14 protein-coding genes are annotated in these 12,155 nt (G+C 64.8%); 8 read left to right on the forward strand and 6 right to left on the reverse strand.

All coding sequences use genetic code 11. The features are described 5' to 3' along the window. Positions 1-338: 338 nt before the first annotated feature. The 4 genes from ACT4OC_RS24005 to ACT4OC_RS24020 form a co-directional block, all read right to left on the reverse strand. Complete coding sequence (locus ACT4OC_RS24005) at positions 339-1,208, reverse strand: PCC domain-containing protein (RefSeq protein WP_444841529.1); 870 nt, start codon at positions 1,206-1,208, stop codon at positions 339-341. Positions 1,209-1,211: 3 nt separating this feature from the next. Beyond that, the gene (locus ACT4OC_RS24010; RefSeq protein ID WP_444841530.1) at positions 1,212-2,858 is read right to left on the reverse strand and encodes an acyl-CoA synthetase; all 1,647 of its coding nucleotides are present in this window, start codon (positions 2,856-2,858) and stop codon (positions 1,212-1,214) included. Positions 2,859-2,969: 111 nt separating this feature from the next. Beyond that, complete coding sequence (locus tag ACT4OC_RS24015) at positions 2,970-3,449, reverse strand: Lrp/AsnC family transcriptional regulator (RefSeq protein ID WP_444841531.1); 480 nt, start codon at positions 3,447-3,449, stop codon at positions 2,970-2,972. A gap of 139 nt (positions 3,450-3,588) precedes the next feature. Continuing rightward, on the reverse strand, positions 3,589-3,984 hold the full coding sequence (locus ACT4OC_RS24020; protein ID WP_444841532.1) for an SPW repeat domain-containing protein: 396 nt from the start codon (positions 3,982-3,984) through the stop codon (positions 3,589-3,591). 188 nt (positions 3,985-4,172) lie between these two features. On the opposite strand from ACT4OC_RS24020, the gene ACT4OC_RS24025 reads away from it, so the two are divergent. The 3 genes from ACT4OC_RS24025 to ACT4OC_RS24035 all read left to right on the forward strand — a co-directional run bounded on the left by ACT4OC_RS24025 (position 4,173) and on the right by ACT4OC_RS24035 (position 5,369). Next, positions 4,173-4,574, forward strand: coding sequence for a GNAT family N-acetyltransferase (locus tag ACT4OC_RS24025; protein ID WP_444841533.1), 402 nt, complete (start codon positions 4,173-4,175; stop codon positions 4,572-4,574). A 25-nt stretch (positions 4,575-4,599) separates the two neighbouring features. Further along, entirely contained in the window at positions 4,600-4,872 is a 273-nt protein-coding gene (locus ACT4OC_RS24030) for a GNAT family N-acetyltransferase (RefSeq protein WP_444841534.1), read from the forward strand. An 89-nt stretch (positions 4,873-4,961) separates the two neighbouring features. Continuing rightward, on the forward strand, positions 4,962-5,369 hold the full coding sequence (locus ACT4OC_RS24035; protein WP_444841535.1) for a PaaI family thioesterase: 408 nt from the start codon (positions 4,962-4,964) through the stop codon (positions 5,367-5,369). A gap of 67 nt (positions 5,370-5,436) precedes the next feature. Here ACT4OC_RS24035 and ACT4OC_RS24040 read toward each other — a convergent pair whose 3' ends face one another. Next, positions 5,437-5,805 carry a DUF3597 domain-containing protein gene (locus tag ACT4OC_RS24040; RefSeq protein WP_444841536.1) on the reverse strand — a complete coding sequence of 123 codons (369 nt, stop codon included), beginning with the start codon at positions 5,803-5,805 and terminating at the stop codon, positions 5,437-5,439. 354 nt (positions 5,806-6,159) lie between these two features. Between ACT4OC_RS24040 and ACT4OC_RS24045 the strand changes: the two genes are divergently transcribed. From ACT4OC_RS24045 to ACT4OC_RS24065, 5 genes are all read left to right on the forward strand, one after another. Further along, entirely contained in the window at positions 6,160-7,056 is an 897-nt protein-coding gene (locus ACT4OC_RS24045) for a DUF2189 domain-containing protein (protein ID WP_444841537.1), read from the forward strand. A gap of 214 nt (positions 7,057-7,270) precedes the next feature. Beyond that, positions 7,271-8,086 (forward strand): lytic murein transglycosylase, encoded by an 816-nt coding sequence (locus ACT4OC_RS24050; protein ID WP_444841538.1) that lies wholly within the window; start codon positions 7,271-7,273, stop codon positions 8,084-8,086. A 465-nt stretch (positions 8,087-8,551) separates the two neighbouring features. Further along, positions 8,552-8,704 carry a DUF1127 domain-containing protein gene (locus ACT4OC_RS24055; protein WP_444841539.1) on the forward strand — a complete coding sequence of 51 codons (153 nt, stop codon included), beginning with the start codon at positions 8,552-8,554 and terminating at the stop codon, positions 8,702-8,704. A gap of 113 nt (positions 8,705-8,817) precedes the next feature. Continuing rightward, on the forward strand, positions 8,818-10,251 hold the full coding sequence (gene trmFO / locus ACT4OC_RS24060; protein ID WP_444841540.1) for a methylenetetrahydrofolate--tRNA-(uracil(54)-C(5))-methyltransferase (FADH(2)-oxidizing) TrmFO: 1,434 nt from the start codon (positions 8,818-8,820) through the stop codon (positions 10,249-10,251). Between the two features lie 7 nt (positions 10,252-10,258). Further along, positions 10,259-11,356: a serine/threonine protein kinase gene (locus tag ACT4OC_RS24065; protein ID WP_444841541.1), complete on the forward strand. Its 1,098-nt coding sequence runs from the start codon at positions 10,259-10,261 to the stop codon at positions 11,354-11,356. A gap of 176 nt (positions 11,357-11,532) precedes the next feature. Here ACT4OC_RS24065 and ACT4OC_RS24070 read toward each other — a convergent pair. Continuing rightward, positions 11,533-12,155: phytoene/squalene synthase family protein (locus ACT4OC_RS24070; protein WP_444841542.1), on the reverse strand; the 623-nt coding region annotated here is incomplete at its 5' end.

Raw genomic sequence — 12,155 nt, forward strand, 5'->3', positions numbered from 1 at the left:
GGAAGGTCGGGATGTCCTGGCTGTACCTGTCAAATCCGTGTGCGTTTTCTTACTACCGTTGCACACGGTGCTGCGGGCGCAGCCGGCGCCCGGCCTTCTCCGCGCCCTCTTTTCGAAGAGGGAGCAACGAAGATGCAAGACTCAGGCGAAATTCGCGCCGTGAGAATGAGAACGTGTGTCTTGCTCCACTGTCATCGCCCGCCAACGGGTCGGCGCGAATGCGCCGCCCGATGACAGGCTCCGGCGGGCGATCCAGTATTCCAGAGACCTCAGTGAATGAACCGATGGGCCGCGGCATACTGGATCACCCGCATGCGCGGGTGATGACAAGTGGAGGACTACATCGCCGCCTCGATCGGCTCGAGCACCAGCTCCATCGTCATCAGCACGGGATTGTCGCCGCGCACCAGACGCCCCTCGGCGAGGCCGCCGAGATAGTCCACCAGCGCCACGTCGAGCTGCGCTTCCAGCGCCCCGCCCGCGCCCGGCGCGATCTCGCCGGAAGCGATCAACAGTTCGGTCGCAAACGGCACCACGCTTTTGCCATCGGCAAAGCGCGCGCCGATGATGCTGCCGACGCCGCCGCGCAGGCGCGCGCGGCCGATGCCGCGCTGCCTGCAAAACGCTTCCAGGCAGCCGGCGAAATCTTGGTTCGGGCGCAGCCGCAGCGCGAAAGCGGGATGCGTGTGCTTCACGGCGGCGGCTTCCCGCGCCACCGGGCCGAACAGCTTGAAGCCGGTCTCGGGATCGGGCTCGGCCAGGAAGACTGCGCCATCGATGCCGAACGCGTCCACCTCGAGCGGCTCGGCGACGATGGTTTCCTCGGGCAGGATGTGCCCGCCATTGAAGCGCCCGCCGGCCTCGGTCCACAGCGCATGGCAGTGGAAGAACGGTGCGCCGTCGCGCTCGCCGAGCGTCATCGCGCCCATCCTCAGCCGCGTGACGCCGGCGGGGCGAAAGGTATCGCTGTAGAACGCGGCATGGTCCGGCGTCTTCGACAGCGCCGGCATCACATAGGCGAACGGCCCGAGCACACCGCCGCGCATGTTGAGCACGCCGCCAGCAAAGCCGGCTGCCGCAAAGCCGAGCCGCGCGGCTTCAAGCAGTGGAATGCCCGCCTGCATCGTGAAGGAAAACGCGCGTCCCCGCGCCTCCACGCACTGAATGCGTTCAGCCGCGGGCGGGCCGGGCTGCTCGATCCGCCGCATCGCTCAAGTCCCGGTCTTGGCGATGTCGGCCAAAAGCCCCCGCGCCTCCAGCTCGTCGCGCACCATCCGCTTCGGCACCTTGCCGTAGCCGGATTTCGGCAACGCTTCCCAGAAGAAGAAGCGCTTCGGCATCTTGTAGCGCGGCACCTTCGGCGCGAGGAACGCGGCGAGCTCCGTCTCGCTCACCGGTTTTGCGCCCTCGCGCACGACGCAGACGGCAACGCCGACTTCGCCCCAGAACGGGTCGGGCACGCCGAGCACCGCGACCTCGCCGACGGCGGGATGGGTGAGGATCTTCTCCTCCACCTCGCGCGGGTAGATGTTGGAGCCGCCCGAGATGTACATGTCGGAAGCTCGGCCGGTGATATAGACGAAGCCCTCTTCGTCGACGTGGCCGAGATCGCCGGTCCGGAACCAGCCGTCGCGAAACGCCTTCGCGTTGGCCTCGGGGTTGTCGTAGTAGCCCGCGAATACCGCAGGGCCGATCACGCAGATTTCGCCGGTCTCGAACGGCTTCAACTCGCGGCCATTGTCGTCCTGGATCGAGACCTGCATGCCCGTGCGCTCGAAGCCGCAGGTGCCGATCCGCGCGTGCGGGCCGTCCTCGGGATCGTGCAGGCCGGGCGGCAGCACGGTGATGTTGCCGGTGACCTCGCCGAGCCCGAAATATTGCACCAGCACGCCGCCGAGCTTGTTCAGCGCCGCCTTCTGGTCCTCGCGGTACATCGGGGCGCCGGCATAGATGACGTAGCGCAGGGTGGAGTGATCGTATTTGTCGGCGGCGGGATGCTCGACCAGCATCTTCAAAATGGTCGGCACGGTGAAGATGTTGCTGACGCGATGCGTCTCGATCAGCCGGCAGGCCTCCGCAATGTCGAACTTTTCCGTCGGCAACAGGATGGTCGGCACGCCGCGCGCGGCCTGCACCAGCTGATGCACGCCAGCGCCGTGCGACAGCGGCGCCACCACCAGCGAGGCGTCATTCTCGGTGGTGCCGGGCATGAGGTCGGCGAGATGGTTGGTGACGACAAAGGCCATCTGGCCGTGGGTCAGCACCGCCGCCTTGGAGCGGCCGGTCGTGCCCGAGGTGAAGAAGAACCAGCAGGGATCGTTATAATCGACCCTCGCCGCCTCGACGCCGGCGTCCGCATGAGCGGCGACGGCGTCCGCGACCGAGCGCTCGCCGAACGCGCCGGTATCGCCGATGCGCCAGGTAAAGGCGAGCGTCGCGCTCGCGGCGCTCACGGCCGCGGCATGATCGGGAAAGTCGCCATGGCACAAGAAGCCCTTGGCGCGGGAGGCGGTAGCGAGCCAGGTGACTTCATCGGGCATCAGGCGGAAATTGGTCGGCACCCACACCGCGCCGAGCCGGAAGGCCGCAAACATCGACCAGAACATCTCGTCGCAATTCTTGGAATGCACGAGGATGCGGTCGCCCTTGGCGATGCCGCGCGCCGCCAGCGCCGCGGCCAGCGCCGTTACCTTCGCCTCGATCTCGCGCCAAGTGAAACTGCGCTCGCCCCAGATGAATCCGGTGCGCTCGCCATGCCGCCGCGCGTTCTGGGTTACGAGGTAAGCGAGGTTCATCACCCGGTTCGACACGCGGGCAAGCCCGCCTGCGGGCGCGGCAGCAGAGGAATGTTCGGTCATCTGTTCACTCGCGGTTACGTCGCGCGTTGTTGTGGTTGGAGGGCGTCTCGCGCCGACGATAGCAGAGGAGCCACCCCGCGCAACCGTCGGACGTCAGCGCCGCGGGGTCGCCTATTTCTCCATCCATTCCGGCTCGCGGGTGGGAATCTCGGCAGTCTCCTTGACGGAGGACAGCACGATGATGGTTTCGGTGCGCTCGACGCCGGAAACGGCTTTGACCACCTTGGCGAGCAGCCCTTCCAGCATGCGCGTGTTCTTCACCCGCACCTTCAGCATGTAATTCCAGGAGCCGGTGACGTGGTGGGCCTCCATGACGACCGGCTGGCTGAGCACCTTCTTCAGAAACGCCTTTTCCGTCTCCGGCTTGCTCCAGGCCACATAGATGAAGGCCAGCAGGTCGTAACCCATCGCCTCCGCGGAAATCCGCGCGTGATAGCCGGCGATCAGGCCGCGCTCGCCGAGCTTGCGAATGCGCTCGTTGACCGAAGAGGCGGCAAGCCCGACCTGCGCGGCAAGCTGGGCCTGCGGCGTGCGCGCGTCCTTCTGCAGCAGCTCGATCAGCGCAAGATCGATTTCGTCGAAGTCGGCCATTGGGTCGGGTCCAGGTGAGCAAAATCACACCAGGCTACCAAACCGAATGTTGTTCGGCAATCGACGGTGAGCCATCGCCAAATTGTGGGTCACCAACCCCTGCAATCAGGACGCCGGCATCCCGCAGACGCCCATTGTGTCAATGTCCGTGCTTCAGCAAATCCTGATCGCTCAGATTCCAATCCTGCCAGAGTTGCAGTGCTGCGAGCAGCACCACGAGCACGCCGAGCACCGAATGCGCGAGCAGCATCATGCCGTCATTGGCGTAGCCGAAGATCGCGGGCGAGGCGATCAGCCAGAGCCCGAGCACGATTCCGGCGACTTCCTGCCAGCGTTGCAGCGCGACATATTCGAGCTGGCAAAGCCCGAGCACGATGATGCCGACGACGAATGCGTTGAGGACCATCAGGCTGCGATCGGTATCCGCCGCCTCTTGCGTCGGGAACCAGGGCGAAAGGATAATCAGCACGCCGAGCAGCATGCCGAGCCAGTCCTCCCATGTCCGGTGGGTACCCAAAAGTCGAAAGTCCGACATTGTAGACCTCCCATTAAAGAAGGCATACGTCAGCGGCCGGCGGGCATCACACTCCGATGGTCAGGCGACCGGTCCGGCCGCATCGGGGGCGTATGTCTCTCCAAGACGTGGGAACCAATTCGGCCCCTGCAAGTGCGGCCTGGAACAATCTTGCAAGCCGTCCTACTCGAAACGGCACGTGTGATGACATGATCGACACGGTTAACGACAACACTGAAAAACACCGCTTCGAACTCGAAATCGAAGGCCACCTCGCCGCCGCCTACTACGAGCGATCCGGCAACGTCATCACCTTCGAGCATACCGAGGTGCCGGCCGAGCTCGGCGGCAAAGGCGTCGGCAGCAGCCTGATCGGGGGCGCGCTCGATCGGGCGCGCGCGGAGGGGCTGAAGGTCGTTGCGCACTGTCCGTTCGTCAAAGCCTGGATCGGCAAGAACCCGGCCTATGCGAGCTGCTGCTCAAGGCATGAGGGCCGCCGGTGGCGCAAGGGCGGCGCCCGGCAGCCACTCACCGGCGGAAATTCGCATTGCTGCCATCCCCGCTTCTGGCCCGGTCGCGGCTATGCAAGCGCGGCGCACGCCCTTAAGTGAACGCCGGGAATCGATGGGGAATGCAATGGCCACCGTGCGCGACAACAAGGTCTTGGGCAGGTTCGAGCTCGACGTCGAGGGCGAAACCGCCTTCGCCAATTACCGCGTGACGCCGCAGGCAGTCATCATCAGCCATACGGAGACGCCACGGGCGCTGCGCGGCCGCGGGATCGCTTCTGAGCTGATCAAGGGTTCGCTCGACCTGATCCGCGCCGACAATCGCAAGGTGATCGCCGGCTGCGGCTTCGTGGTCGACTATCTGTACAAGCACCCCGAATATGCGGACCTGATGGCCTGATCCGCCCGGTCCTGCAATCAGCCGCGATTGCACCGCGCGGGTCGCCGTGCAATCGATCTCCATGACAAGAACAATCAGGGAAGACGCCGATGACCGCTTCACCGCCGGAGGGATTTCAGCTGTTCTGGGTAACCGACGGCTTCATCGGTCACAACGGCCCCTATTACTGGCGCAAGGACGCGGCAGGCCTCGTCGATTTCGGCTTCCAAACCGATGCCCGCCACGGCAACCCCAACGGCGTGCTGCACGGCGGCGCGGTCCTGTCCTTCATCGACACCATCCTCGGCCATGCCGTGGTCAACGGCGCCGGAAAGAAGTGCGCCACAATCTCGCTGGACAGCCGCTTCATCGGCACGGCAGCGCCGGGCGCCTGGATCGGCGGTCGCACTACCCTGCGCAAGCTGACGCGCAGCTTCGCCTTCGTCGACGCCGAGGCGTTCGAGGGCGACAAGCTGCTGGTCACGGCGACCGCGATCTTCCGTGTTTTCGATTCCTGATACGCCATGCCCGAAAAACAGAAAGGCCCGCGCCGGGCGCGGGCCTTCCTGCCTCGCGGCGCGGATCTCAGTGCTTGATTTCCGGCGGCAGCTTGCCGCCATTGGCGGCGAGCTTGGTCATCACCTGCTTGTGCAGCCAGATGTTCATGCTGGCGGAATCGTTGGTGTCGCCGGTGTAGCCGAGCTCCTTGGCGAGCTGTTTGCGCGCCGACAGGCTGGAGTCGATGTCGAGCGCCTTCATCAGGTCGACGATGGAGTGTTTCCAATCGAGCTTCTCCCCTTTGGCGGCAACCGCCTTGTCGAGGATGGGAGCAACGTCGACCGTCGGTGCCGGCGCCGGCGCTGCGGCTGCTCCGCCGGGCGCCGCGCCGCCTGCCGGCTCCGCGCTGGCCTTGCTGCCGAAGATCGCGTTCATGATGGTTCCGAAAATGCTCATCCTTCGCTCCCAATAAAAAGCTGATGGTGTCGTGGAGGGTCGTTGTCGTGGAGGTAGTTGTCGTGGAGGGTCGTGGGGGGTTGGTGGCGCTGTTCAGAGAGCCGGCAGCACTGGGGCCGGCGGGTCGCAGTTAACTCTACTCCACAGGCATCATGCTTGCCAATGTTGCAATTACCGAAGCTTGAGCAAGACAACGCCTACAATTGGGAGTATCATTTCACCAACAGTTCGCGACATGGCCAGTTCGGTTTCCTTCGCGTCTGGTCTGATCGTGATCGCTTTACGGGAACGGCGCAGCAGTGCCATTCGCGTGGTACGGGATTGCGGCCGCCTCCCCAGAGGGAGTCGACGACCATGGCCACGCCATATCAAGCAAATGTCACAAATGTCGGTGACGCGGACGCCGGTGGAGGTCCCGTCGTCCGCACGATCGGTATCTCCGACCTGCACCGCGCGCTTCAGCGAGGTTGGGAAGACTTCAATGCGGTGCCGAGCCACGCCATCATCCTTTGCGTGATCTATCCCGTGATCGGCCTCGTGCTGGCGCGGCTGGTGCACGGCTATTCCGTGCTGCCGCTGCTGTTTCCCCTTGCGGCCGGGTTCGCCCTGCTCGGCCCGTTCGCAGCGCTCGGTCTTTACGAGCTCAGCCGCCGCCGCGAAACCGGCGAGTCGGCATCCGCCTGGGACGCGTTCCAGGTATTTCGTTCGCCCTCGTTCGGCGCCATGCTCGGACTCGGCACGTTGCTGTTTGCAATGTTCGTGGCCTGGATCATGACGGCCCAGGCGGTCTACACGGCTGCCTTCGGCTATGAGACGGCCGCCAACATTCCGGACTTCGTCACGCGTGTGTTCGCGACATCGCAAGGATGGTGGCTGATCGTCGTCGGCTGCGGCGCAGGCTTCCTGTTCGCGCTGGCGGCGCTTTGCGTCAGCGTGGTCTCCTTCCCGCTGATGCTCGACCGCCACGCCGGCGCCGGCGAAGCGATCGCAACGTCGATCCGGGCGGTGCTGCGCAATCCCGTTGCGATGGCGGCGTGGGGCATGATCGTTACCATGCTGCTGGTTGTGGGGTCGCTGCCGTTCTTCCTCGGTCTCGCCGTCGTGATTCCGTTGCTCGGGCATGCCACCTGGCATCTTTATCGCCAGGTGATCGTGCCGGATCCGGCCGCCCGTCCCGTGATCCCGCCCTCCCGGCCGCGCAAGCCGGCGGCGGATTTCCCCGCCAACCTGTTTCCGTGGAAACGCGACTGATTGCGATTGATCGCCGCGACCAGGCCGCCGGCCGATCATCGGGCGGCGGCTTTTCGTTTGTGCAATCATCACTGCCTATCAAAGCGGCAATGCGACACGCTTGTGAAGACAACTGCAAGCCAACAGCCATGTTTTGGCCGCTCTTGGCCCGAACACTTGTCGGCGCTGCAACACAAACCGTCGCGAGCAAGTCGACGTTGGAGCATACGAGCTGATGGCTACCGGCTTTTCCATCAAGGCCGTTGCGTTGAGCGCGCTGCTCGCGGTCCACGCAGCGCCGGCATTTGCGGCGGCCTGCGGCAGCGGGACATTCGAAGGCTGGCTCGATGACTTCAAGAAGGAGGCCGCCGCCAAGGGCATCTCACAGACCGTGATCGCGGCGAGCCTGGCGGGCGTGACCTTCGACAAGGCCGTGATCGCGCGCGACCAGAATCAGAAGGTGTTTTCGCAGACCTTCGAGGAGTTTTCCGGCCGCCTGGTGCCTCCCCGCATCACCCGCGGGTCGAACATGTTGAAGCAATACGGTTCGGTGCTCGGGCGCATCGAGCAGACCTATGGCGTGCCCGGCGAAATCATCGTGGCGATCTGGGGGCTCGAGACCGACTACGGCGTCAACCTCGGCAAGTTCCAGACCGTGCGCTCGCTGGCCTCGCTCGCCTATGACTGCCGCCGTTCCGAGCTGTTCAAGGCCGAGTTGATGGATATCCTGCGCGTCATCGAGCGCGGCGACGTCGCGCCGCAGGATTTGCGCGGCGCCTGGGCCGGCGAGGTCGGCCAGACACAGTTCATGCCGTCGAGCTACGTCAAATACGCCGTCGATTTCGACGGCAACGGTCGGCGCGATCTCGTGCGCAGCGTGCCCGACGTACTGGCCTCGACCGCGAACTTCCTCGCGGGCAAGGGCTGGCAGCGCGGCAAGGACTGGGAGCCGGGCAGCGCCAATTTCGCCGTCATCAAGGAATGGAACAAGAGCGACGTCTACGCCAGGACCATCGGCTATTTCGCCACCCAGCTGACGCGGGCGCCCTAACGCGATTTGCTGACAGTGAAAGCGCCGACCGCGCTGAGAGCCGAGTTCCCCGCAGCGGCTTGGAGCGGGCCTAGATTCGCGGGGGCATTGGGGCGACATAGAAGTGATTTTTTATTCACTTATTCAGAGTTTACTTATGCGAATCACGCATGTGAAAGTGCGTGCAACACCTTCGCTGGCCTAGCGCAAGTCCAGTTACAGTCAGAACCCCTGACCCTCAGACGTGAAGTGTCGCCATGGTGACAATCCTTTTATTTTTCAACGATATTTGATGCAGATCAAAGGCGGCCGGGACCGCGGCTGGCGCGGCCAGGAGGTTTAATCGATCCTTACCTCAGCCATGCAGTCAATGATTAGCTGCATCGCAACATACGAACTACTGCAGCGCAATAAGGTGACCTATATTCATTTCAACGATGAAGCCGCGTTCACCAGCGGCCGAATCGTAATATCAGGAGACTACCAATGCTGCTCTCGCTCATCCGTATGATCCAGGCGTTCCGGGACTATCAGCGCAATGTCGCCGAGCTGTCCCAGCTCACCGATCGCGAACTGGCCGATATCGGCCTCGATCGTTCGGACATTCCGAGTGTTGCGGCCGGCACCTATAACGGCTGACACTCGTTCAGCTCGGAATGAACGGATAACGCCCGCCTCGTGCGGGCGTTGTCGTTTCTGGAACACCTCGGGCTAGGTGCGCCGAGCGCCAAAACGCGCTAACCCTGCGCTCCATGACAACCCTCAAATCAACCACCGGTCCCGTGCACATCGTCGGCGCGGGCCTCGCCGGCTCGGAGGCCGCCTGGCAGATTGCCAATGCCGGCATCCCCGTGGTGCTGCACGAGATGCGCCCGCAACGGATGACGGAAGCCCATCGCACCGAGGGCTGCGCCGAGCTCGTCTGCTCCAATTCCTTCCGCTCCGACGATGCCGCCAACAACGCCGTCGGTCTATTGCATGCCGAAATGCGCAAGCTCGGCTCGCTGATCATGCGCGCGGCCGACGCCAACCAGGTGCCCGCCGGCGGCGCGCTGGCGGTGGACCGCGACGGCTTTTCCGCAGCGGTAACCATGGCGCTGCACGAGCATCCGCTGATCGAGATCGCGCGCGGCGAGATCACGGGGCTGCCGCCCGCCGAATGGGACAATGTCATCGTCGCCACCGGCCCCCTCACCTCGGCGCCGCTGGCGGAGGCGATTCGGCAGCTTACCGACGAAAGCGCGCTGGCATTCTTCGATGCGATCGCGCCGATCGTGCACCGCGATTCCATCGACATGAACGTCGCCTGGTACCAGTCGCGCTACGACAAGGTCGGGCCCGGCGGCACGGGCGCCGATTACATCAACTGCCCGATGACGAAGGAGCAGTACGACGCCTTCGTCGCAGCGCTCCTCGAGGGCGAAAAGGTCGATTTCAGGGATTGGGAAACCAACACGCCCTATTTCGACGGCTGCCTGCCGGTCGAGGTGATGGCCGAGCGCGGCCACGAGACGTTGCGGCACGGGCCGATGAAGCCGGTCGGCCTCACCAACCCGCACAATCCGACCGTCAAGCCTTACGCGATCGTGCAGCTGCGCCAGGACAACAAGCTCGGCACGCTCTACAACATCGTCGGCTTCCAGACCAAGCTGAAGCACGGCGCACAGCAGCGCATCTTCCGCACCATTCCGGGGCTGGAAAATGCCGAGTTCGCCCGGCTCGGCGGCCTGCATCGCAACACCTTCCTCAACTCGCCGAAGCTCTTGGACCAGCAGCTGCGGCTGCGCGCCCAGAAGCGGCTGCGCTTTGCCGGCCAGATGACGGGCTGCGAGGGTTACGTCGAGTCCGCCAGCATCGGACTGATCGCGGGCCTCTATGCCGCGGCCAACGCGCGCGCACAGGAGCTGGCTCCGCCGCCGGCAACGACGGCGTTGGGATCGCTGCTCGGCCACATCACCGGCGGCCATATCGAGACCATCGATACCGGCCCGCGCTCGTTCCAGCCCATGAACGTCAATTTTGGCCTGTTTCCGCCGCTGGCGAGCCCGCCGACCAGGAAACCGGACGGATCGCGGCTGCGCGGCAACGAAAAGTCGGTCGCCAGGAAGCAGGCGCTGAGCGCTCGGGCGCTGGCCGATCTCGACCGCTGGATCGCCGAGCATCTGCGCGTCGCGGCGGCGGCGTGAGCGTCCCATGAGCCTGCCGAAAGACGACGCTGCACAGCTTGCGGCACGCTGGCGGGACGGCGTGCTGCTCAAGCGCGACGTGTTCTCCATTGTCGAGCGTGGTCGTTTCCAAACGGAGGGCGGCGAGCTCGACAGCGTGCTGCGCCGGCTCGACGAGGTGCCGTGGTGGTCTTACGGGCTGGCGCTGCACCTGTTCTCGCGCGAGCGCCGCGCGCTCGAGCGCGCCCGCGACCTCGATGTAGGCCCCAAGCTGCTGTGGGCGGGCCGCCGCGCGCTGGTGCGCGGCTTCATCGACGGCGTGGCGCTGCATCTGGCAAAGCCGCATGGCGACGCCGCCTATTTCCGCTCGGCCAAGCAGGCCCTGCACCGCCTGCATCGCGCGCGAATCTGTCACAACGATCTCGCCAAGGAGCAGAACTGGCTGGTCGGCCGCGACGGCCGCGCGTACTTGACCGACTTCCAGCTTGCCATGTGCTTCTCGCGGCGAAGCTGGCTGTTCCGCGTCGCCGCGTATGAAGACATCAGGCACATGCTGAAGCACAAGCGCAGCTACGCGCCGGAAGCGCTGACGCCGAAGGAGCGCAAGATCCTGGCGCGCAAGTCGGTGGTCGCAAGCGTCTGGCTCAAGACCGGCAAGAAGGTCTATCAGGCCATCACGCGCGGCCTGTTCAACTTCAGGGACCGCGAGGGCGGCGGCAAGCGGCTGGTCAACGACGCGCCCGTGCTGGCCGAACTGATCCGCAGGAACCCTGCGGTGCGTGATACCGCGATCGTCGCCTTCGCCGACCGCCGTACCGGCGTCGGCCTCTATGCCTTTGTCGAGGCCGACCAGACTGCGCTGGAGAAGCAGCTGCGCGACGAACTCAATGCCGCCAAGGGCGCAAAGCCGCCGGAGCATATCCAGGTGGTCCATGCGCTGCCACGCGATGCGACGGGCCAGCCACGCACCGAGATCCTGCAGCTTGTTGCAATGAACCAGCTCGACCTGATCGAGCCTATGATGAAGAGCGACGAGGATCGCGCGTTCCTGCGGGACATCGTCGACCAACGCAAGAATTTGCGCGACCGGTTCAATTTTGAGTCCGAAGACTTGAATTCTCGGTAGGTGTCGTCACCCGCGAAGGCGGGTGACCCAGTATTCCAGAAGCGCCCGCGATCAACCGAGAAGCCGCGGCGTACTGGATCCCCCGCTTGCCGCCTCCGCTAAAGCTTCGGCGAGCCTTGCCCTCAAACCCCGTCGAAGCCTTGGCGTAGACGGGTCGCGGGGGATGACGAGTTCCTTCATTCCCAGCGAAACTCCGCCGATCTCGAAGCCCGCCACAGCGCCCACAGCATGCGGAAGCGCGGCATCCTCCGCAGCATGAAGGGATCGTTGTCGCGGCGTTGCATGCGTCCTATGTCGCGTCGGACCAGCGCCAGCGGCAGGAACGCGGGACGCACCTCCTGCGGCGCGTCCGCGAGCAAGGCCATCGCCGTCTTCAGATGCTTGCTCGCCTCGCCGACCAACTGGTCGACCGCGGCGCGCGCCTGCGGCGTCTGCCTGCCGGCGAGGACCTCTTCGACGCTGCTGCCGTGCAGCTGCAGGAACTGCTGCGGCAGAAAAAGCTGCCGGCGCGCGGTATCCTGCGGGAGCCTGTTGATGACATCGATCATCCCGTAAGCAAGGCCGGCGTGGCGCGCCACGTGGTCGATCGCTTCCGAAGGACGCACCAGGATACGGGCGCAGCAGGCAAACAGCGCCGAGTCCGTATCGTTGGCATAGCCCTCCAGCGCCGACAGCGACGGCATCGGGTCGTTGTAGAGGTCGAACTCGTGCTCGACGATGAGCCGCGTCAGCCGCTCGACCGGCAGGCGCCAGGTGCGGATCGTCCACAGCAGCTCGGCCGCGACCGGATTGCCCTCGA

Origin of the sequence: Bradyrhizobium sp. (genome assembly GCF_052389815.1) — a bacterium.
Lineage (GTDB): Bacteria > Pseudomonadota > Alphaproteobacteria > Rhizobiales > Xanthobacteraceae > Bradyrhizobium.

Coding starts and splice junctions, on each gene's coding strand:
- ACT4OC_RS24005 (WP_444841529.1), bottom strand. CDS start 1,208: ATGCGGCGGATCGAGCAGCCCGGCCCGCCCGCGGCTGAACGCATTCAG.
- ACT4OC_RS24010 (WP_444841530.1), bottom strand. CDS start 2,858: ATGACCGAACATTCCTCTGCTGCCGCGCCCGCAGGCGGGCTTGCCCGC.
- ACT4OC_RS24015 (WP_444841531.1), bottom strand. CDS start 3,449: ATGGCCGACTTCGACGAAATCGATCTTGCGCTGATCGAGCTGCTGCAG.
- ACT4OC_RS24020 (WP_444841532.1), bottom strand. CDS start 3,984: ATGTCGGACTTTCGACTTTTGGGTACCCACCGGACATGGGAGGACTGG.
- ACT4OC_RS24025 (WP_444841533.1), top strand. CDS start 4,173: ATGATCGACACGGTTAACGACAACACTGAAAAACACCGCTTCGAACTC.
- ACT4OC_RS24030 (WP_444841534.1), top strand. CDS start 4,600: ATGGCCACCGTGCGCGACAACAAGGTCTTGGGCAGGTTCGAGCTCGAC.
- ACT4OC_RS24035 (WP_444841535.1), top strand. CDS start 4,962: ATGACCGCTTCACCGCCGGAGGGATTTCAGCTGTTCTGGGTAACCGAC.
- ACT4OC_RS24040 (WP_444841536.1), bottom strand. CDS start 5,805: ATGAGCATTTTCGGAACCATCATGAACGCGATCTTCGGCAGCAAGGCC.
- ACT4OC_RS24045 (WP_444841537.1), top strand. CDS start 6,160: ATGGCCACGCCATATCAAGCAAATGTCACAAATGTCGGTGACGCGGAC.
- ACT4OC_RS24050 (WP_444841538.1), top strand. CDS start 7,271: ATGGCTACCGGCTTTTCCATCAAGGCCGTTGCGTTGAGCGCGCTGCTC.
- ACT4OC_RS24055 (WP_444841539.1), top strand. CDS start 8,552: ATGCTGCTCTCGCTCATCCGTATGATCCAGGCGTTCCGGGACTATCAG.
- trmFO (WP_444841540.1), top strand. CDS start 8,818: ATGACAACCCTCAAATCAACCACCGGTCCCGTGCACATCGTCGGCGCG.
- ACT4OC_RS24065 (WP_444841541.1), top strand. CDS start 10,259: ATGAGCCTGCCGAAAGACGACGCTGCACAGCTTGCGGCACGCTGGCGG.